This window comes from Deltaproteobacteria bacterium, from assembly GCA_016177765.1.
Taxonomy (GTDB): domain Bacteria; phylum UBA10199; class UBA10199; order JACPAL01; family JACOUP01; genus JACOUP01.
The window spans coordinates 1-16,181 of the sequence record JACOUP010000002.1 but is presented as its reverse complement, the minus strand read 5'-3'; the positions used below and the strand labels follow the sequence as shown (position 1 = coordinate 16,181).

General features: G+C 52.7%; 33 protein-coding genes. All 33 read right to left on the bottom strand.

The window, feature by feature from the left end; all coding sequences use genetic code 11:
- Window positions 1-59: 59 nt before the first annotated feature.
- Entirely contained in the window at window positions 60-500 is a 441-nt protein-coding gene (locus HYS22_00870; GenBank protein MBI1908710.1) for a transcriptional repressor, read from the bottom strand.
- Window positions 501-518: 18 nt separating this feature from the next.
- The gene (locus HYS22_00865; protein MBI1908709.1) at window positions 519-1,037 is read right to left on the bottom strand and encodes a TlpA family protein disulfide reductase; all 519 of its coding nucleotides are present in this window, start codon (window positions 1,035-1,037) and stop codon (window positions 519-521) included.
- A complete protein-coding gene (gene rplQ, locus HYS22_00860; protein ID MBI1908708.1) occupies window positions 1,034-1,552 on the bottom strand; it encodes a 50S ribosomal protein L17 in 519 nt (172 codons plus the stop codon). Before rplQ ends, HYS22_00865 begins: the two co-directional genes overlap by 4 nt.
- A 1-nt stretch (window position 1,553) precedes the next feature.
- Window positions 1,554-2,564 (bottom strand): DNA-directed RNA polymerase subunit alpha, encoded by a 1,011-nt coding sequence (locus HYS22_00855; GenBank protein ID MBI1908707.1) that lies wholly within the window; start codon window positions 2,562-2,564, stop codon window positions 1,554-1,556.
- A gap of 60 nt (window positions 2,565-2,624) precedes the next feature.
- Complete coding sequence (gene rpsD / locus HYS22_00850) at window positions 2,625-3,251, bottom strand: 30S ribosomal protein S4 (protein ID MBI1908706.1); 627 nt, start codon at window positions 3,249-3,251, stop codon at window positions 2,625-2,627.
- 3 nt (window positions 3,252-3,254) lie between these two features.
- Window positions 3,255-3,731 (bottom strand): 30S ribosomal protein S11, encoded by a 477-nt coding sequence (gene rpsK, locus HYS22_00845; protein MBI1908705.1) that lies wholly within the window; start codon window positions 3,729-3,731, stop codon window positions 3,255-3,257.
- Window positions 3,732-3,748: 17 nt separating this feature from the next.
- Window positions 3,749-4,135, bottom strand: a complete 387-nt coding sequence (rpsM, locus tag HYS22_00840; GenBank protein ID MBI1908704.1) for a 30S ribosomal protein S13 — start codon at window positions 4,133-4,135, stop codon at window positions 3,749-3,751.
- Between the two features lie 22 nt (window positions 4,136-4,157).
- Window positions 4,158-4,271, bottom strand: a complete 114-nt coding sequence (gene rpmJ, locus HYS22_00835; protein MBI1908703.1) for a 50S ribosomal protein L36 — start codon at window positions 4,269-4,271, stop codon at window positions 4,158-4,160.
- A 6-nt stretch (window positions 4,272-4,277) separates the two neighbouring features.
- Window positions 4,278-4,496: a translation initiation factor IF-1 gene (gene infA / locus HYS22_00830; protein MBI1908702.1), complete on the bottom strand. Its 219-nt coding sequence runs from the start codon at window positions 4,494-4,496 to the stop codon at window positions 4,278-4,280.
- Between the two features lie 18 nt (window positions 4,497-4,514).
- Window positions 4,515-5,261: a type I methionyl aminopeptidase gene (map, locus tag HYS22_00825; protein ID MBI1908701.1), complete on the bottom strand. Its 747-nt coding sequence runs from the start codon at window positions 5,259-5,261 to the stop codon at window positions 4,515-4,517.
- On the bottom strand, window positions 5,258-5,803 hold the full coding sequence (locus HYS22_00820; protein MBI1908700.1) for an adenylate kinase: 546 nt from the start codon (window positions 5,801-5,803) through the stop codon (window positions 5,258-5,260). The genes map and HYS22_00820 overlap by 4 nt, the downstream gene beginning before the upstream one ends.
- The gene (gene secY, locus HYS22_00815; protein ID MBI1908699.1) at window positions 5,800-7,101 is read right to left on the bottom strand and encodes a preprotein translocase subunit SecY; all 1,302 of its coding nucleotides are present in this window, start codon (window positions 7,099-7,101) and stop codon (window positions 5,800-5,802) included. The genes HYS22_00820 and secY overlap by 4 nt, the downstream gene beginning before the upstream one ends.
- A complete protein-coding gene (rplO, locus tag HYS22_00810; protein MBI1908698.1) occupies window positions 7,094-7,555 on the bottom strand; it encodes a 50S ribosomal protein L15 in 462 nt (153 codons plus the stop codon). Before rplO ends, secY begins: the two co-directional genes overlap by 8 nt.
- Window positions 7,556-7,580: 25 nt before the next feature.
- The gene (gene rpsE / locus HYS22_00805; GenBank protein MBI1908697.1) at window positions 7,581-8,051 is read right to left on the bottom strand and encodes a 30S ribosomal protein S5; all 471 of its coding nucleotides are present in this window, start codon (window positions 8,049-8,051) and stop codon (window positions 7,581-7,583) included.
- Window positions 8,051-8,434, bottom strand: coding sequence for a 50S ribosomal protein L18 (locus tag HYS22_00800; protein ID MBI1908696.1), 384 nt, complete (start codon window positions 8,432-8,434; stop codon window positions 8,051-8,053). The genes rpsE and HYS22_00800 overlap by 1 nt, the downstream gene beginning before the upstream one ends.
- Window positions 8,435-8,437: 3 nt before the next feature.
- Window positions 8,438-8,995 (bottom strand): 50S ribosomal protein L6, encoded by a 558-nt coding sequence (gene rplF, locus HYS22_00795; protein MBI1908695.1) that lies wholly within the window; start codon window positions 8,993-8,995, stop codon window positions 8,438-8,440.
- Between the two features lie 7 nt (window positions 8,996-9,002).
- Window positions 9,003-9,395, bottom strand: coding sequence for a 30S ribosomal protein S8 (gene rpsH, locus HYS22_00790; protein ID MBI1908694.1), 393 nt, complete (start codon window positions 9,393-9,395; stop codon window positions 9,003-9,005).
- Window positions 9,396-9,407: 12 nt separating this feature from the next.
- Window positions 9,408-9,593 carry a type Z 30S ribosomal protein S14 gene (locus HYS22_00785; GenBank protein MBI1908693.1) on the bottom strand — a complete coding sequence of 62 codons (186 nt, stop codon included), beginning with the start codon at window positions 9,591-9,593 and terminating at the stop codon, window positions 9,408-9,410.
- Window positions 9,594-9,626: 33 nt separating this feature from the next.
- A complete protein-coding gene (gene rplE, locus HYS22_00780) occupies window positions 9,627-10,184 on the bottom strand; it encodes a 50S ribosomal protein L5 (GenBank protein ID MBI1908692.1) in 558 nt (185 codons plus the stop codon).
- A complete protein-coding gene (locus tag HYS22_00775) occupies window positions 10,181-10,510 on the bottom strand; it encodes a 50S ribosomal protein L24 (protein ID MBI1908691.1) in 330 nt (109 codons plus the stop codon). Before HYS22_00775 ends, rplE begins: the two co-directional genes overlap by 4 nt.
- Window positions 10,489-10,857: a 50S ribosomal protein L14 gene (gene rplN / locus HYS22_00770; GenBank protein ID MBI1908690.1), complete on the bottom strand. Its 369-nt coding sequence runs from the start codon at window positions 10,855-10,857 to the stop codon at window positions 10,489-10,491. The genes HYS22_00775 and rplN overlap by 22 nt, the downstream gene beginning before the upstream one ends.
- Window positions 10,854-11,141, bottom strand: coding sequence for a 30S ribosomal protein S17 (gene rpsQ, locus HYS22_00765; GenBank protein ID MBI1908689.1), 288 nt, complete (start codon window positions 11,139-11,141; stop codon window positions 10,854-10,856). The genes rplN and rpsQ overlap by 4 nt, the downstream gene beginning before the upstream one ends.
- A complete protein-coding gene (gene rpmC / locus HYS22_00760) occupies window positions 11,134-11,322 on the bottom strand; it encodes a 50S ribosomal protein L29 (protein ID MBI1908688.1) in 189 nt (62 codons plus the stop codon). The genes rpsQ and rpmC overlap by 8 nt, the downstream gene beginning before the upstream one ends.
- Window positions 11,312-11,752, bottom strand: a complete 441-nt coding sequence (gene rplP, locus HYS22_00755; protein ID MBI1908687.1) for a 50S ribosomal protein L16 — start codon at window positions 11,750-11,752, stop codon at window positions 11,312-11,314. Before rplP ends, rpmC begins: the two co-directional genes overlap by 11 nt.
- Window positions 11,753-12,424, bottom strand: a complete 672-nt coding sequence (gene rpsC / locus HYS22_00750; GenBank protein MBI1908686.1) for a 30S ribosomal protein S3 — start codon at window positions 12,422-12,424, stop codon at window positions 11,753-11,755. It lies immediately after the preceding gene.
- Between the two features lie 82 nt (window positions 12,425-12,506).
- Window positions 12,507-12,842: a 50S ribosomal protein L22 gene (gene rplV / locus HYS22_00745; protein MBI1908685.1), complete on the bottom strand. Its 336-nt coding sequence runs from the start codon at window positions 12,840-12,842 to the stop codon at window positions 12,507-12,509.
- 22 nt (window positions 12,843-12,864) lie between these two features.
- Window positions 12,865-13,221, bottom strand: coding sequence for a 30S ribosomal protein S19 (gene rpsS / locus HYS22_00740; GenBank protein MBI1908684.1), 357 nt, complete (start codon window positions 13,219-13,221; stop codon window positions 12,865-12,867).
- Window positions 13,218-14,051: a 50S ribosomal protein L2 gene (gene rplB / locus HYS22_00735; GenBank protein ID MBI1908683.1), complete on the bottom strand. Its 834-nt coding sequence runs from the start codon at window positions 14,049-14,051 to the stop codon at window positions 13,218-13,220. Before rplB ends, rpsS begins: the two co-directional genes overlap by 4 nt.
- The gene (locus HYS22_00730) at window positions 14,051-14,341 is read right to left on the bottom strand and encodes a 50S ribosomal protein L23 (protein MBI1908682.1); all 291 of its coding nucleotides are present in this window, start codon (window positions 14,339-14,341) and stop codon (window positions 14,051-14,053) included. The genes rplB and HYS22_00730 overlap by 1 nt, the downstream gene beginning before the upstream one ends.
- Complete coding sequence (gene rplD, locus HYS22_00725; protein ID MBI1908681.1) at window positions 14,329-14,943, bottom strand: 50S ribosomal protein L4; 615 nt, start codon at window positions 14,941-14,943, stop codon at window positions 14,329-14,331. The genes HYS22_00730 and rplD overlap by 13 nt, the downstream gene beginning before the upstream one ends.
- A gap of 2 nt (window positions 14,944-14,945) precedes the next feature.
- Window positions 14,946-15,668 carry a 50S ribosomal protein L3 gene (gene rplC, locus HYS22_00720; GenBank protein ID MBI1908680.1) on the bottom strand — a complete coding sequence of 241 codons (723 nt, stop codon included), beginning with the start codon at window positions 15,666-15,668 and terminating at the stop codon, window positions 14,946-14,948.
- Window positions 15,665-16,000 carry a 30S ribosomal protein S10 gene (rpsJ, locus tag HYS22_00715; GenBank protein ID MBI1908679.1) on the bottom strand — a complete coding sequence of 112 codons (336 nt, stop codon included), beginning with the start codon at window positions 15,998-16,000 and terminating at the stop codon, window positions 15,665-15,667. The genes rplC and rpsJ overlap by 4 nt, the downstream gene beginning before the upstream one ends.
- Window positions 16,001-16,039: 39 nt before the next feature.
- Window positions 16,040-16,181, bottom strand: a 142-nt coding sequence (tuf, locus tag HYS22_00710; GenBank protein MBI1908678.1) for an elongation factor Tu, incomplete at its 5' end; no start/stop codon positions are given.

The window sequence follows — 16,181 nt, the reverse complement described above, 5'->3', positions numbered from 1 at the left end:
ATTTGATAGGGACTAACCGACCAAGAGTGACGTTGTCAAGATGATTTTAATCAGGTGGACTACTTTTTTGAATGGGAACAACGGGCGCAGTAGCCGTAGAGTTCCATTTTGTGATTGATCAGACGGAACTGATGGGATCGGCAGACGGTTTTCTGGAGTGCCTCAATGCGATCATCCTCAAATTCTATTATTTTCCCGCACTTAAGACAGATGAGATGGTCATGGTGGTGATCGGTGACATGCTCATACCGCACCTGCCCCCCAAACTCCCTTTTGTGGGCCAGGCCACACTCCCCCAGGAGCTTGAGGGTCCGGTAAACGGTCGCATAACCGATCTTGGGATCGCTCTTTCGAAAGAGGCCAAGCCACTCCTCGATCGTGAGGTGGCGGTGTTTTTTAAAAAACTCCTTGATGATCAGGTCCCGTTGGCGTGTTGCATGAAGCCCCTTTTCCTTCAGGTAGGAGGCAAGAATTCTCTTTTTATCCGCAGTGAGCGACATAGATCTTGAAAACAGTTATCAATTTCGCAACGGTCCTGTCAATTGTTCAATCAAGCGAACTATTTCCGGGGAATCCCACTCCACAGGGCCGGAAAAACGCCTCACCACAATCCCCTTCGAGTCAATAAGATAGGATTCTGGAAGACGGGAAACACCGTATAAATCAGCAACAGAGCCTGTCTGATCCCAAAAGAGAGGAAATTCGACAGGGATCCTCTTCAGAAAAGAGCGGATAGCCCCCCACCCTCCTTCATCAACGGCAACGGCCAGCACCCTAAATTTTTTCCCCTCAAACCGGCGGTAAAGGCGTTGCATTGAGGGCATTTCAAAGACGCAGGGAGGGCACCAGGTCGCCCAGAAGTTGAGCAGGACCACCTGCCCCTGGTAATCCGACAATTTTTCGGTGTTCCCCCTGTTATTGACTAAAGACCAGTCCGGTGCCGGCTGACCGGCCTTGATTCCTGTCGAATGACTTGAAAGATAAACGAGAAAAACACCGGCAATCAGGACCAAGGCTGAAACAAGGAGTTTCTTCAATCTTCTTTCTTTTTGTGCCCTGTCAGTCGGGAAAAGAAGCCTTCCTTTTTCCCAGCCTTCTTTTTAACCTTTTTGGCTTTTTCCGGCTTTGGCGCCGCCTTGGGTGACACACCATTGTGTGACGCACCCTTGGGTGAACCACCCTTGAGACGCCCCTCCGGGCCAGGCAGGTATTCGATCATCGCCATCGGGGCCGCGTCACCGCGGCGAAAACCCAGTTTAAAAATCCGGGTATACCCCCCGTGACGGTCCTTGAACCGTGCCGAGAGACCATCAAACAGCTTGGCCACCGCCTCAGGCGTTTGGAGGTAGGCCAGCGCCTGTCTTCGGGCGTGAAGGGACCCCTTCTTGCCGAGGGTGATCATCCGGTCGGCGGTGCGGCGCAACTCCTTCGCCTTGGGCAGGGTTGTCTCAATTCGCTCGTGCAAAATCAGCGATGTTGCCAGATTCCGGAAAAGGGCCTTCCGGTGAGAACCCATCCGGCCAAATTTTTTGTTGTCAACAAGGTGGCGCATATTATTCGATTTCTTCCTTGGGTTTCACGTCCTGGGGCGGCGGCATCCAACCCTCCAGCTTCATCCCGAGGGCCAGCCCCATTTCAGACAGGATTTCTTTGATCTCATTCAAGGATTTGCGCCCAAAGTTTTTTGTCTTGAGCATCTCCGCCTCCGTTTTCTGGCACAGTTCACCAATATAGCGAATAGCGGCATTTTGCAGGCAGTTGGCGGAACGGACAGAGAGTTCCAGTTCATCGACACGACGATTGAGATTTTCGTTCCACTGAGGTCTTTCCTCCACAATCTCCTCAATAACCGGTTCCGGAAGCTCCTCAAAATTGATAAAGATCTGGAGCTGTTCCTTTAAAATCTTGGCGGCAAAGGCCAAGGCATCCACCGACTGGATCGAACCGTCCGTCCAGATCTCCAGGGTCAGACGATCATAGTCGGTCATCTGCCCGACACGGGCGTTGGTCACCGTATAATTCACCCGAACGATCGGAGAATGGATCGAATCAACGGGAATTGTGCCAATGGCATCCTTCTCGGACTTGTTCCGTTCCGAGGGGACATACCCCTTGTTCATCTTGACAGTCATCTCCACCTTCAGCTTCCCGTCATGAGAAAGATGGGCAATGACCAGATCCGGGTTCAGGATAGTAACATTCTCCCCGGTAATGATATCTCCCGCCTTGATCTCCCTCTCTCCCTTCAGGTCAATCCGTATCGTATCTTGGTCGCCCGAGTGAAGTTTGAGGCGAACCTGTTTCAGGTTAAGAAGGAAGTCGGCAACATCCTCAACGACACCGGGGATCGTCGCAAATTCATGAAGGACCCCTTCAATCTTGACTGAGGTAATCGCCGCCCCTTGAAGAGACGACAGGAGAACTCGTCGAAGAGCATTCCCCAAGGTAAGCCCAAAACCACGCTCAAGAGGCCTGGCCACAAACTTTCCATAATGGGGAGTCCCTCCTTCCCTCTCGAACTCCAGGCCCTTCGGTTTGATCAGATTGCGCCAATTGCGATGCATATAACATCCTCCTTATAAAATAGAGATCCCTCGCTTACGCTCGGGATGACCCCTTCGGGGTCATTTCGAATACAATTCAACCACCAACTGTTCCTGCATCGGCATTGTCAACTCTTCCCGTGCTGGGAAACTCTGTATCACACCGATAAAATTCTCCCTGTCCAACTGTAGCCAGGCCGGAACGCCGCGCCGTTCGACCGCCTCCATCGACTGAACAATGGGAACAACGGAACGACTCCGCTCCTTGACCTGAATCTTGTCCCCTACATCCACGAGGTAAGAGGCGATATCGACCTTTTTCCCGTTCACCTGAAAATGACCATGGTTGATCAATTGCCTCGCCTCGGCCCGGGAACTGGCAAACCCAAAACGGTAAACCATATTATCCAGACGGCGTTCCAGAAGGAGGAGAAGATTTTCGCCGGAAATCCCCCTCATCCTCTCGGCCCTCCTGAAGTAATGACGGAATTGCCTCTCCAGAAGGCCATAGAGTCTCTTCATCTTCTGTTTTTCACGAAGCTGCGTAGCATACTCAGAGTTTTTGGTCCGCCTCTGGCCATGCTGGCCTGGGGCGTAGGCCCTCCGCTCAATAGCACACTTTTCGGTGTAACAACGCCCCCCCTTTAGAAAGAGTTTGATCCCTTCCCTGCGGCAGAGTCGACAGGCTGATTCTAGATAACGTGCCATAAATTACACTCTCCTCCTTTTTGCAGGGCGACAGCCATTGTGGGGGATCGGCGTCACATCCTGAATCTGCGTCACCCGAATCCCTGTCACTGAAAGAGCCCTCAAGGCTGATTCTCGGCCAGCGCCTGGTCCCTTGATGAAAACGGAAACTGTCCGAACACCGTGCTCCATCGCCTTGCGGGCCGCCCCCTCGGAGGCAACCTGGGCAGCAAAAGGGGTCCCTTTCCGGGATCCCTTAAAACCACATGCCCCCGCTGAGGACCAGGAAAGGGTGTTCCCCACAGGATCTGAAATAGTCACCACGGTGTTATTAAACGAGGCATGGATATGGACAACCCCAATAGCCACATTCTTCTTCACCTTTTTCTTCACCTTTTTGGCAGGAGCCTCTGTCTTGGGGGAATCACCCTTGGCTGTTGCCGATGCGGCAACCTCGGGGGTCCCTGGTTTTTCTACTTTGGTTACTGTCTCTTTAGCCATAAAACCTTGCCCTCTCCTTATTTAGATGTCGGTGCCTGTTTCTTACCCGCAATCGCAATGCGCGGCTTTCCTTTTCTGGTGCGGGCGTTCGTGTGTGTCCTTTGCCCGCGAACCGGGAGGTTTGCCTTGTGACGCAACCCGCGATAAGCCCCAAGATCAATCAGCCGTTTGATATTCATCGAAATCTCTTTACGGAGATCCCCTTCCACCTTGAAGGTGCTATCAATTAACTCGCGGATCTTGGCCAGCTGCGCATCCGACAGCGCCTCTGCCCGGGTATTCGGATCGATCCCGGCCCGTGATAAAATATCATTGGAGATCGGCCGACCGATCCCATAGATATAGGTCAGTGCCACCTCGATCCTTTTCTTCGCCGGAATGTCGACTCCCGCAATACGCGGCATAAAATCCTCCTTTAAAAAACCCTCATCCTTGTTTCTGCTTGTGCTTCGGGTTCTTGCAAATCACACGGACAATCCCCTGCCGGCGGATGATCCTGCATTTGGCACATATTTTTTTAACCGATGATCGTATTTTCATAAAAGATCACTTCGCCCTAAACGTAATCCTTCCGCGGGTCAGGTCATAGGGGGATAATTCCACCTTGACCTTGTCTCCCGGTAAAATTTTAATAAAATGCATCCTCATTTTTCCTGAAATATGGGCCAAAATCTTGTGCCCATTCTCCAACTGCACCCGAAACATGGCATTCGGCAACGGCTCAATCACTGTCCCTTCAACCTCAATTGAACCTTCTTTTGCCATTAAAAAATAAACTCCTTTTCAAACTCGCGTTAGTATTTCTGGTCCTTTTTCTGTTAACGCTATCGTATCCTCAAAATGGGCTGAGAAACGGCTGTCAACCGTCACTGCCGTCCAACCATCCTCCAAAATCTTGACCTCCGGCCCTCCCTGGTTCACCATCGGCTCAATCGCTAAAACTATCCCGACACCGAGCCGCGGTCCCGTGTGGGGTTCTCCAAAGTTAGGCACCTGCGGGTCCTCGTGTAATTGCCGGCCGATCCCATGCCCTACAAAGTCACGCACGACCGAGTACCCTTCTTTCTCGGCATACGACTGGACAGCCCAGGAGATATCATGAATCCTGTTCCCCATGACCACCTGGGCAAGCCCTTTATTCAGAGACTCCCGGGTCACTTCAATCAAGTCATTTCGGTCGGCATCCACCTTCCCGACCGGGCAGGTTCTGGCGGCATCCCCATAAAAACCGTCGACGATGACGCCACAATCAAGACCGATAATATCCCCCTCTTTCAGGGCCCTCTTCCCGGGGATACCGTGAACCACCTCCTCATTCACCGAGGTACAAAGGGAGTGTCGATAACCACGGTACCCCTTGAATGCCGGCTTTGCCCCTCTCTGGGTCATTAACTCCTCGGCAATCTTGTCCAGCTCACTGGTCGTAACGCCAGGAACCACCTTTTCTTTCAAAATTTCAAGGATCTCCGCCACAATCCTGCCGGCACGGCGCATCTTCTCAATTTCCTGCGGTGACTTTAGTTCAATCATCGCAAACTCTTCAGAAGACGCTCCGTAATCTCTTCAACCGTCCCTGTCCCCTCCACCATTTTTAAAATCCCCTTTTTTCGATAATACTCAATCAGGGGAGCGGTCTCGGCTTCGTAAACCTTCAATCGTTGCCGTACCACCTCCTCCTTGTCATCATCCCGTCCCCGATGAATCATCCGGTTGACCAACTCATTCTGCGGAACCACCAGGGAGAGAACCATTACCCGACCGGTCTCTCCAAGGATCTCCCCCAAGGCCTGGGCCTGGGGCACCGTCCTTGGGAATCCATCCAACAGATAACCATCCCGACAATCGGCGGCCTTCAGCCTTTCCGCCATCACACCGACAATCACGGCATCAGGGACCAAGGCCCCCTGCTTCATATACTTCTCAGCCTCCAGTCCCAGCGTTGTCTTCTCCGCCAATGCCCGACGGAGGATCTCCCCCGTCGAAATCTGGGGGATTTTTAAAACCTTGGCCAACCTGGCCCCTTGAGTCCCTTTGCCGGAACCGGGGGGACCCAAGAGAATCAGATTCATCACCGCCCCCTGAACTTTCCGGCCTTGTCCCCCAAGAGCCCGTCATAATTCCGGGTCAGGAGGTGCGCCTCAACCTGGGCCAGCGTATCCATCGCCACACCGATGACAATCAGAAGCGACGTTCCTCCAAATGTGGAGGCCAGTGACGAGGGAATACCAAACCGGGTGATCAAAATCTCCGGGAGGATGCAAATCGTCGCAATATAAATCGCCCCTCCCAAGGTAATCCGCGACAAGATCCGGTCCAGATAATCCGAGGTACTCTGACCCGGTCGTATCCCGGGGATGAATCCCCCATACTTCTGGATATTCTGCGAGACATCCACCGGGTTAAACGTCACCGCTGTGTAAAAATAGGTGAAGAAAATGATCAGCGCCACGTAAAGCCCGGTATGAAGCCAGCCGGTAGTCAGGATATTGGCCAGTTGCTGGACCACCCCCCCATGAACAAACTGCCCGATGGTGGCCGGAAAGAGGATCAGGGAAGAGGCAAAGATCGGAGGGATAACCCCCGCTGAGTTGATCTTTAGCGGAAGATGCGTGCTTTGACCCCCGTACAGTTTCCGCCCGATAACCCTCTTGGCGTACTGTATCGGGATCTTCCTTTGACCCCGTTCACAGAAAAGGATCACCCCGATCACCACACAGATAAACCCGAGCAACAGCAGAAAACCGAAAAAGCCTCCAAACTGCTCTTTGGTTCCCCAGGCATCGCGGAAGGAACTCGGAATCCGAGTCACAATCCCGGCAAAGATGATGAGAGAGATCCCGTTACCGATCCCCCTCTCCGAGATCTGTTCTCCAAGCCACATGACAAAGACCGTTCCTGCCGTCAAAGTCAGCACCGTCACGACGAAAAACGAAAGACCGCCAACCCCCGGAAGGAGAATCCCCTGACTCTCCAGACCAAAGCTGATCCCAAACCCCTGAACAAAGCAGAGGATTACCGTCCCATACCGCGTGTACTGGGTGATCTTATGTCTTCCCGCGGCCCCTTCCTTCGAAAGCCTCTCCAGGCCCGGCAAAACAACCGTCAATAACTGGAGAATGATCGAAGCGGAGATATACGGCATGATCCCCAGGGCAAACACGGAAAACCGTTCCAAGGCGCCACCGGAAAAGAGATTAAAAATTTCAAAGACCGTTCCTCCAGAAATAAACTTCTGAAGGGCCTCTACATTGATCCCCGGCGTCGGAACAAAAACACCGATCCGGTAGATCGCCAAGAGGGCCAACGTAAACAAAATCCTCTTGCGAAGTTCAGGGACCCTCGCAATATTTAAAACAGATCCTTCAGCCATTGGTGCCCTGAATCGTTTCAGCCTTGCCGCCGGCCGTTGCAATCTTTTTCCTTGCCGACGCACTGAAACTATCGGCACGAATCGTCAACTTTTTCTTGAGCTCCCCTCCCCCCAACACCTTCAGTTTTGCCGAATTCTTGCGAATCTTCCCCTCTTTTTTAAGAAACTGGGCATCCACAACGGTGTTGGCCGGAATCTTGTCAAAATCCCCAAGATTGACAATGGCAAATTCCTTCCTGAAAATATTGGTAAAGCCCCTCTTGGGCACCCTTCTGGAAAGAGGCATTTGTCCCCCTTCAAAACCAACCTTGTGGTAACCACCGGCACGGGCCTTTTGTCCCTTGTGCCCTTTTCCAGAGGTGCTTCCTTGACCCGAGGCATCCCCGCGCCCGAGCCGTTTCCGTTTAAAACGGGTCCCGGGAAATGAGGGAAAATTCCCCAAACCTATTTCCATCTTTTTCTTCGCTGTTGGCATTATCTTAACTCATCCTCTTTTTAGTAAATTCTTCCGGGTTCCGTAATTGTTCCAATGCATCCATGGTCGCCTTCACCGCGTTGTGGGGGTTATGGGTTCCGAGGCACTTGGTCAAAATATTATGAATCCCCGCCGATTCAACCACCGCCCGGACGGCGCCACCCGCGATCACCCCGGTCCCTTCAGAGGCCGGCTTCAAAAAGACCATGCCAGCACCAAAATGACCCACCACTTCATGCGGGATCGTCCGGTTTCTTAAGGAAACTGTTTTCAGATTCTTTTTGGCCCGATCGGTGGCCTTGCGGATCGCATCCGGCACCTCGGCCGCCTTGCCGAGCCCAAAACCGACCGAACCGGCCCCGTTCCCAACCACCGCGAGGGCTGAAAAGCTGAACCTCCGCCCTCCCTTGACCACCTTGGCCACGCGGCTGATACTGACAATTCGTTCTTTGAGTCCTGATTCTTCTGTAGCCATTAGAATTTCAACCCTCCTTCACGAGCCCCGTCGGCAAACGCCTTGATTCTCCCGTGGAACAAAAATCCACCACGGTCAAAAACCACCCTTTCAATCCCTTGAGCCTTTGCCTTCTTGGCCACCAACGTTCCCAAAAGCTTGGCCCCTTTCAGATTTCCGGCATCTTTTTTATTCTTGGGTGAAGCACCCTTGGGTGAACCACCCTTAAAATCTTTGGAGAGGGTCGAGGCGGCTAAAATTGTCCGTCCGGCCTGATCGTCGATCAGCTGGGCAAAGATATTGGAGAGGCTCCGATAGACCGAAAGCCGCGGACGTTCCGCGGAGCCGGACACCTTTTTTCGAATCCTCTCTTTCCTCCTTAGTCGTGCTTCCAACTTATCCATAGTTTACTTTCCTCCTCCTGAACCGACCGCCGCCTTGCCGACCTTGCGGATGACAACCTCACCCACATACCGGACCCCTTTGCCCTTGTACGGCTCGACAGGACGGTATTTCCTTCTCAATGTGGCCGCCGCCTCTCCAACCACGGCTTTCGAATAACCGGTCAACGTAATCCGGGTCTGTTTTTCCACCTGGGCCTTGATCCCCTGAGGGAGGGGAAAGAGAATCGGGTGGGAATGCCCCAGGGCCAAGACCAGGGTTTGCCCTTTAACTTCCGCCCGATAACCGACACCGGTGATTTCCAACTCCTTCTTGAACCCCTCGGAAACACCATGGACGATATTCGCGATCAGGGTCCGTCCCAGTCCGTGGCGGGCGCGGGCCAGATCCGTTTCTTCACGCCGTTTCACCGTGATTTGTCCCTGGGTCACCATAACCTCCAAGAGAGGGTCCACGGTGAGCTTGAGTTCGCCCAACGGCCCTTGAACCTTCATCTCTGAACCAGAAAGGTTGACCTTCACCTTATCCGGAACCTTAATAATTTGTTTTCCTATTCGTGACATAACCTTTTTACCAAATCTTGCAGAGGACCTCGCCCCCCACCTTTTTCTCCCGGGCCTCGCGATCGGTCAAAATCCCCTGGGGTGTCGAGAGAAGGAGAACGCCCAGCCCGCTCATCACCGGTTTAATCTCGCTGTACCCCTTATAAACTCTTCGTCCGGGCGTGCTCACGCGAGCAATCCCGGTAACAATCGGCCGCTTGTCGTGGGTGTACCTCAAATGAACGACCATTTTGCTCGCCTTTTCACCGGTTTTTTCATACCCTTGGATATACCCGCTCTTCTTCAGGCAGCTGAGCAGGCTCTCCTTCAGCTTGGAATAGGGCACCAACACGTTATCGTGACGTGCCATCATCCCGTTCCGCAAACGGGTCAACATATCGGCTATCGGGTCAGTCACCATAATATCTCCATTCTACCAACTAGACTTCATGACTCCCGGGAGCTCTCCCCGGAGTGCCATACCACGGAAACAGAGCCGGCAAAGCCCAAAGCGGCGAATAAAGGCCCTCGGCCGGCCGCAAAGAGGACATCGTTTATACCCCCTCACCTTGAATTTTGGCTTCCGCTTGGCCTTCGCAATCAATGATTTCTTCGCCATAGTATAATCCTTTGTTAAACCTCCACCCCTTCTTCAGCCGGAGGCTGATCCGCCTTTGGCGGAAAAAGGCATCCCAATCGCCTTGAGCAAGACCTTGGCTTCCTGATCATCATGCGCCGTTGTCACAATGGTGACATTCATGCCGCGGACCTTGTCCACTTTATCAAACTGGATCTCCGAAAAGACAATCTGTTCGGTGATCCCCAGCGTATAATTTCCTCGCCCATCGAATCCTCTATCGGGGACTCCTTTGAAATCACGCACGCGCGGTAGGGCAATATTGATCAGACGATTTAGAAACTCGTACATTCTCCTCCGGCGAAGGGTCACCTTGCAACCGATCGGGATCCCCTTCCTTAGCTTAAAAGCGGCAATCGATTTCTTCGCCCTGGTGATCACCGGCTTCTGACCGGTAATCTGGGCAATTTCGTCGGCCGCACGATCCAGGACTTTGACATCCTGAACCGCCTCTTTCAACGATGAAGAAACGACAACCTTTTCAATGCGGGGGGCCCGCATCGGGTTCGTGATCCCCAATTCTTTCATCACCTCGGGGATCAACTTTTTTTGAAACTGTTCTTGAAACTTCATTGACCGATCTCCCCCCTACATTTCTTGCAAACCCTTGTCTTTTTCCCATCTTTAGAAATTTTAAGCCCCGTTCTGACCGGCTTCATACACTTGGAACAATAAATCATCAGGTTGGAGAGATGAATCGAGGCCTCCTTTTCGACAATCCCCCCCTGTTTCATTTTCGGTGTCGGCTTCTGGTGCTTTTTGACAATATTGAGCTTCTCAACAAGGGCCCGTCCTTCCTGGACCAGCACCGAAATAACCTTTCCGGTCTTTCCCTTCTCTCTTCCGGCGATCACCATGACTGTGTCATTCTTACGAATCACAATACCTCCGGGGCTAATGAAATAATCTTCATAAACTTTTTGGCGCGCAGTTCCCGGGCCACCGGTCCGAAGATACGGGTCCCAACCGGCTCCCCCTGTTCATTGATCAACACCACCGAGTTATCGTCAAACCGAATGTAAGAACCGTCGTGGCGGCGGACTTCCTTGACCGTCCGGACCACAACCCCCTTTTTGACATCCCCCTTTTTCACCTTGGAGTTTGGCAACGCCTCCTTGACCGCGACAACAACGATATCCCCCAGCGTGCCGTACTTCCGCTTGGAACCTCCCAGCACACGAATGCACATCAATTTCCGGGCGCCGGAATTGTCGGCCGAATCAAAAATGGTCCGGGGCTGGATCATGACGGAACCTCTTCAGTAATCAGATCATTTCCACCGACTGACTTGGCAACAACCCGTTCCACACGCCACCTCTTTAACCGGGAAAGAGGCCGGCACTCGGCAATCGAAACCTGGTCCCCCTGCCGACATTCCCCTTTTTCGTCGTGGGCATGGAACTTTTCGCGGTGGGTCACATATTTCCCAAAAACACGATCCCGGACGCGCGAACGAACCTCAACCACAACCGTTTTCTGCATCTTGTTGCTGACGACGATCCCGATAAACTTCTTGATAACCTTATCCATTTTTAACCCCACGAATAGTTAAAATCCTGGCGATATCTTTTTTCATCTTTGTCAGCCTCGACGTATCCTTGAGTTGCCCCATCCTGTGTTGTAAGGCAAGGGCATCCCTCTCCACCCGGAATTGTTTCTCCAAATCCTCCAACTCCTCCGGTTTTTTCTCTCTCAGTTCTTTAGGCGTCACGGTAAACTCCTCTGTGCAAATCCCTTTCCCGTGAAACAATCTGCGTACGAACCGGCAACTTATGGGCCGCCAGCATCAGCGCCTCACGACCAATCTCGGAGGTTACCCCTTCCATCTCAAAAAGAATCCGTCCTGTTTTCACCACAGCGGCATAGTATTCAACCGGACCTTTTCCCTTCCCCATCCGGGTTTCCGCCGGTTTTTTCGTCACCGGACGGTCAGGAAAAATACGGATCAAGATCTTTCCCCCCCTCTTGATAAAACGGGCCATGGCGATACGGGAGGCCTCAATCTGCCGGGAGGTCACCAACCCTGATTCCAGGGCCTGCAATCCAAACTCCCCCGTTGTCAAGTTACAACCGCGATAGGCCTTGCCGCGAATGCGCCCTTTCTGAACCTTGCGGTACTTTGTCTTTGCCGGCTGTAACATTTAGTCCACCGTCCCTTTTTTCGAAGGAAGTTCACTCAAAGCCGAGGAGGTCAAAATCTCTCCCCTGTAAATCCAGCATTTCACCCCAATCTTGCCATAAGTCGTCAGCGATTCGGCCTGACCGTAATCGATATCGGCCCGAAGGGTGTGCAAAGGAACCCGCCCTTCACGATACCACTCCGAACGGGCAATTTCGGATCCTGCCAAACGCCCGCCACAACGGATCTTGATCCCCAAGGCTCCAAACTTCCGGGCGGACTGGACCGCCTTTTTCATCGCCCGACGAAAGGCGATACGTCGTTCCAGCTGAAGGGCAATATTTTCACAAACCAGCTGGGCATCCAGTTCCGGCTTCCTCACCTCATGAATATTCACCGTCACCTCTTTGGAAGCAAACTTGGAAAGATCACCCTTCAATGAATCAATCCCTGTCCCTTTCTTTCCGATCACGAGACCGGGACGGGCTGTAAAGATGTTCACCTTGATGACACCAGCCGTTCTCTCAATCTCCACTTTGGAAACACCGGCATGAGCCAGCTTTTCCTTGACAAGACGTCTCAAGTAAAAATCTTCCTCCACATACTTGGGGTAATCCGCACGGGCATACCAGCGAGAAATCCACGGCTTGGTGATTCCCAGTCTAAAACCTGTCGGGTGTGTCTTTTGACCCATATCTTTTTACTCCGCAAAACCTTGGGTGAATTCACCCTTCGGTTTTTCTGCGCGCCTTAGGCTTTGCCAAGGCTTGCGTTCTTTACCTTTCTGAAAGTACTACCTTTATATGGCTCGATTTTTTATTGACCCGGTCGGCCCGCCCTCGTGCCCGTGCCATAAAACGGCGGAGCGTCGGCCCCTGATCGACAGTAATCTTTTTCACATAGAGATTATCAACATCAATGCCCCCTTTAACCGTCGCATTGGAGACCGCTGAACGGAGCAATTTATAAACATCCACCGCCGATGACTTCTGGGCAAAGTGGAGGAGATCCAGCGCCTCCTGAACCCTCCGGCCACGGACCATATCGGCCACCAACCGAACCTTTCTCGGGGCGACTCTCAAGTAATTTAATTTTGCCTTCACCTCTGCCATTTTTCACTCCTTAAAATATCTTTTATTTTGCGGCCGCCGCGGGCGCCGCTCCTGCCGGTGCTGCTGCCGTTGCCCCGACCGCTCCCGCTACCGGGGCACCTCCCGGGGCCGCTGCTTCTTTACGAATTCCGGAGTGCCCTTTGAATGTTCTCGTCGGGGCGAACTCTCCCAGCCGATGACCCACCATATTCTCCGTCACATAGACAGGGATGAACTTCCGTCCATTATGAACGGCGAAGGTCATGCCGACAAAATCGGGGGTCACCGTGGATTTTCGTGACCAGGTCTTGATCACCTTCTTGCTCTTGGAGTTGATCGCCTCAGTCACCTTTTTTGTCAGCGACTCATCAACACACGGCCCCTTTTTTATCGATCTCATAGTTTCGCCCTTCGATCCTTCACAATGAAACGTTCAGTCCTCTTGTTTTGACGCGTCTTGTACCCCTTAGTTGGTAACCCCCAGGGAGAGGTTGGATGATTCCCCCCCTTGGACTTCCCTTCACCCCCACCGTGGGGATGATCGACAGGGTTCATTGCCACGCCACGGTTATGCGGCAGGATCCCCAACCAACGACTCCTTCCCGCTTTTCCAAACGAGATATTTTCATGATCCAGATTTCCCAACTGGCCAATCGTTGCCTGACATTTGATGGAGACCGCCCTGACCTCACCTGAAGGGAGTTTGACCTGTGCCCATTCCCCCTCCTTGGCCAGAAGCTGTGCAAAAGAACCGGCGGAACGGACAACCTGCCCCCCTCGTCCCTCGGAGAGTTCCAGATTATGGATCTCTGTGCCGACCGGGATATTCTGCAGAGGGAGTGAATTACCGATACGAATCTCCGCCTCCGCTGAGGCCACCACTTCATCCCCAACCTTTAAGCCAAGAGGGGCCAGGATGTATCTCTTTTCCCCATCCTTGTAAAAAACCAGGGCAATAAAACAAGACCGGTTCGGGTCATACTGGATGGAATCAATACGTCCAGGGACACCCCGTTTGTCCCGCCTGAAGTCGATGATGCGATACCGGCGCTTGTGCCCACCGCCGATAAATCGCATCGTGACACGGCCGCTGTTGTTGCGCCCACCTGACTTCCGAAGTGAACGAAGCAGACTCTTCTCCGGATCTTTCTTTTTGCTCAGCTCCGAGAAGTCGAGCCTCGTCGTGTAACGAAGGGACGGTGTCAATGGTCTAAAGGTTTTTATTCCCATTATTTCGCCTCGGGCGAATGCGCCCCAAATTCGATCGTGTTCCCGGGTTGAAGACGAACCATCGCCTTTTTCCAATTGGGGCGCTGACCCTGATAACGGCCAACCCGTCTTGTCTTGCCGCGTACGACCATCGTTTTGACATCTTTGACCTTCACTTTAAAGACCTGTTGAACGGCGCTTTGGATCTGTCCCTTGGTCGCCCTCAAATCGACTTCAAAAGAGTAGAGGTTTCCCGTCTCCCTCTCCTGGGTCGACTTCTCCGTCACAAGCGGTCTCTTCAAGACAGCCATTTCTGCACCTTTCCGACAGCGCCCACTGTCATCAAGAGATTGTCATACCGCATCACTTCCAGGGCATTCAGATCGGTCGATCGGCAAACCTTGAAATGGGCCAGGTTTCTGACCGACTTGACCGCCTCCGGCGTCACCTCATCGAGGACAACCAGGGCGTTGTCTAGCCCAAGCCCTTTGAGGGTCTTAAAGGCCTCTTTGGTCTTGACCTTTGAAAGTTCAAACTTATCGACAATCATTAATTGCTCCTGTTTTTTCTTCAGCGAAAGGGCCTCACGGAGTGCCTCATGCCGCAGTTTAACTGGTATCGGGGAAGACCAATCGCGCGGGTGAGGCCCAAAGGCGTTCCCCCCTCCCACAAAGATCGGCGCCTTGATATCCCCATGCCGTGCCTGTCCGGTCCCCTTTTGCCGATAAATCTTTCGTGTACTTCCGGTCACAAAGTGCCGTGTCAGGACCGAAGAGGTCCCCTGTCGTTGATTTGTCTGATAGCCGAGAATCACCTGATGCAGGACCGATTTGAGCGGCTTGTCAAAGACAGCAGAAAGGAGCTCCAGCTCACCCACTTTCTTTTTCTGCAGATTATAAACCGGGTTCGACATTTTTAGGCCTTGGGTGAATCACCCTTGAGCGAATCGCTCTTGGGTGAAACATCCTTGCTCTCCTCTTTTTTCTCAATAACCAGTCTCTTTTCAAAATCAGCCGCCCTATTCTTGACGACCAATAACCCTTTGTTGGCCCCTGGGACGGCTCCCCTGACGAAGAGGAGATTTTCTTCGGGGCGGAGTTGAACCACCTTGAGATTGCGGACCGTTACCTGATCGTCCCCCATATGCCCCGGCAGTTTCATGTTTTTAAAAACCTCTCCAGGAGAGGTCCTTTGACCGATGGACCCTGTCGAACGGTGGAGGGTTGAACCGTGGGAAGCCGGTCCACCGTGCTTGCCATGCCTTTTAATGACCCCCTGGAACCCCTTCCCCTTGCTAACCCCGATGACATCAACCGCATCCCCAACCTTAAAATGACCGACCGTCAGGACCTGGCCGATGAGGTAGGGTTCAGCGGTTGTCCGGAACTCTTTAAGAACCCGATGGGCCTTCAGGTTGTTCTTTTTGAAATGACCCACCCGCGGTTTTCCCAACCGGGCCGTTTTCTTTTCAGGCACCTCTTCAAAACCAACCTGAACGGCATCGTACCCTTCCTTGGCGGTGAGCTTCTTTTGAGTCACCACACAAGGGCCGGCCTGGATGACAGTCACCGGGATCTCATTCCCCTGGGTATCAAAGATCTGGGTCATTCCTAATTTTTTTCCTAACAATCCCATCATATCATTTTAATCTCGACATCGATCCCTGCCGAGAGCTCCAGTTTCATGAGTGAATCAATCGTCGCTTGAGTCGGCTCCAAAATATCGATAAACCTTTTATGTGTCCGGATCTCAAAATGCTCCCGGGATCTTTTGTCCACATGCGGCGAGCGGAGGACACAGTATTTCTCAATCTTTGTCGGCAACGGGATCGGTCCGGCAATACGGGCGCCGGTCCTTTTCACCGTCTCGACAATCTCCTGGGTCGACTGGTCCAACAGCTTGTGATCGAATCCTTTGAGTCGAATCCGGATCTTCTGCCCCTGCTCGTAAGATGTTGTGTGTGTCGCCATATTTTTTCGTACGGGCGAGGTGACCTCGCCCCTACATCCCTATTCCACCACCTGGGAGATGACTCCGGCGCCGACCGTATGACCCCCCTCACGAATCGCAAACCTGAGCTCCTTCTCCATCGCAATCGGCGTGATCAACTCCACATCAATGTCCACACGGTCCCCAGGCATCACCATCTCC

Bases quoted from the DNA above. Each gene is read 5' to 3' on its own strand.
- HYS22_00870 (MBI1908710.1), bottom strand. From the start codon at position 500: ATGTCGCTCACTGCGGATAAAAAGAGAATTCTTGCCTCCTACCTGAAG.
- rplQ (MBI1908708.1), bottom strand. From the start codon at position 1,552: ATGCGCCACCTTGTTGACAACAAAAAATTTGGCCGGATGGGTTCTCAC.
- HYS22_00855 (MBI1908707.1), bottom strand. From the start codon at position 2,564: ATGCATCGCAATTGGCGCAATCTGATCAAACCGAAGGGCCTGGAGTTC.
- rpsD (MBI1908706.1), bottom strand. From the start codon at position 3,251: ATGGCACGTTATCTAGAATCAGCCTGTCGACTCTGCCGCAGGGAAGGG.
- rpsK (MBI1908705.1), bottom strand. From the start codon at position 3,731: ATGGCTAAAGAGACAGTAACCAAAGTAGAAAAACCAGGGACCCCCGAG.
- rpsM (MBI1908704.1), bottom strand. From the start codon at position 4,135: ATGCCGCGTATTGCGGGAGTCGACATTCCGGCGAAGAAAAGGATCGAG.
- rpmJ (MBI1908703.1), bottom strand. From the start codon at position 4,271: ATGAAAATACGATCATCGGTTAAAAAAATATGTGCCAAATGCAGGATC.
- infA (MBI1908702.1), bottom strand. From the start codon at position 4,496: ATGGCAAAAGAAGGTTCAATTGAGGTTGAAGGGACAGTGATTGAGCCG.
- map (MBI1908701.1), bottom strand. From the start codon at position 5,261: ATGATTGAACTAAAGTCACCGCAGGAAATTGAGAAGATGCGCCGTGCC.
- secY (MBI1908699.1), bottom strand. From the start codon at position 7,101: ATGGCTGAAGGATCTGTTTTAAATATTGCGAGGGTCCCTGAACTTCGC.
- rplO (MBI1908698.1), bottom strand. From the start codon at position 7,555: ATGGAAATAGGTTTGGGGAATTTTCCCTCATTTCCCGGGACCCGTTTT.
- rpsE (MBI1908697.1), bottom strand. From the start codon at position 8,051: ATGGCTACAGAAGAATCAGGACTCAAAGAACGAATTGTCAGTATCAGC.
- HYS22_00800 (MBI1908696.1), bottom strand. From the start codon at position 8,434: ATGGATAAGTTGGAAGCACGACTAAGGAGGAAAGAGAGGATTCGAAAA.
- rplF (MBI1908695.1), bottom strand. From the start codon at position 8,995: ATGTCACGAATAGGAAAACAAATTATTAAGGTTCCGGATAAGGTGAAG.
- rpsH (MBI1908694.1), bottom strand. From the start codon at position 9,395: ATGGTGACTGACCCGATAGCCGATATGTTGACCCGTTTGCGGAACGGG.
- HYS22_00785 (MBI1908693.1), bottom strand. From the start codon at position 9,593: ATGGCGAAGAAATCATTGATTGCGAAGGCCAAGCGGAAGCCAAAATTC.
- rplE (MBI1908692.1), bottom strand. From the start codon at position 10,184: ATGAAGTTTCAAGAACAGTTTCAAAAAAAGTTGATCCCCGAGGTGATG.
- rplN (MBI1908690.1), bottom strand. From the start codon at position 10,857: ATGATCCAGCCCCGGACCATTTTTGATTCGGCCGACAATTCCGGCGCC.
- rpsQ (MBI1908689.1), bottom strand. From the start codon at position 11,141: ATGGATAAGGTTATCAAGAAGTTTATCGGGATCGTCGTCAGCAACAAG.
- rplP (MBI1908687.1), bottom strand. From the start codon at position 11,752: ATGTTACAGCCGGCAAAGACAAAGTACCGCAAGGTTCAGAAAGGGCGC.
- rpsC (MBI1908686.1), bottom strand. From the start codon at position 12,424: ATGGGTCAAAAGACACACCCGACAGGTTTTAGACTGGGAATCACCAAG.
- rplV (MBI1908685.1), bottom strand. From the start codon at position 12,842: ATGGCAGAGGTGAAGGCAAAATTAAATTACTTGAGAGTCGCCCCGAGA.
- rpsS (MBI1908684.1), bottom strand. From the start codon at position 13,221: ATGAGATCGATAAAAAAGGGGCCGTGTGTTGATGAGTCGCTGACAAAA.
- rplB (MBI1908683.1), bottom strand. From the start codon at position 14,051: ATGGGAATAAAAACCTTTAGACCATTGACACCGTCCCTTCGTTACACG.
- HYS22_00730 (MBI1908682.1), bottom strand. From the start codon at position 14,341: ATGGCTGTCTTGAAGAGACCGCTTGTGACGGAGAAGTCGACCCAGGAG.
- rplD (MBI1908681.1), bottom strand. From the start codon at position 14,943: ATGTCGAACCCGGTTTATAATCTGCAGAAAAAGAAAGTGGGTGAGCTG.
- rplC (MBI1908680.1), bottom strand. From the start codon at position 15,668: ATGATGGGATTGTTAGGAAAAAAATTAGGAATGACCCAGATCTTTGAT.
- rpsJ (MBI1908679.1), bottom strand. From the start codon at position 16,000: ATGGCGACACACACAACATCTTACGAGCAGGGGCAGAAGATCCGGATT.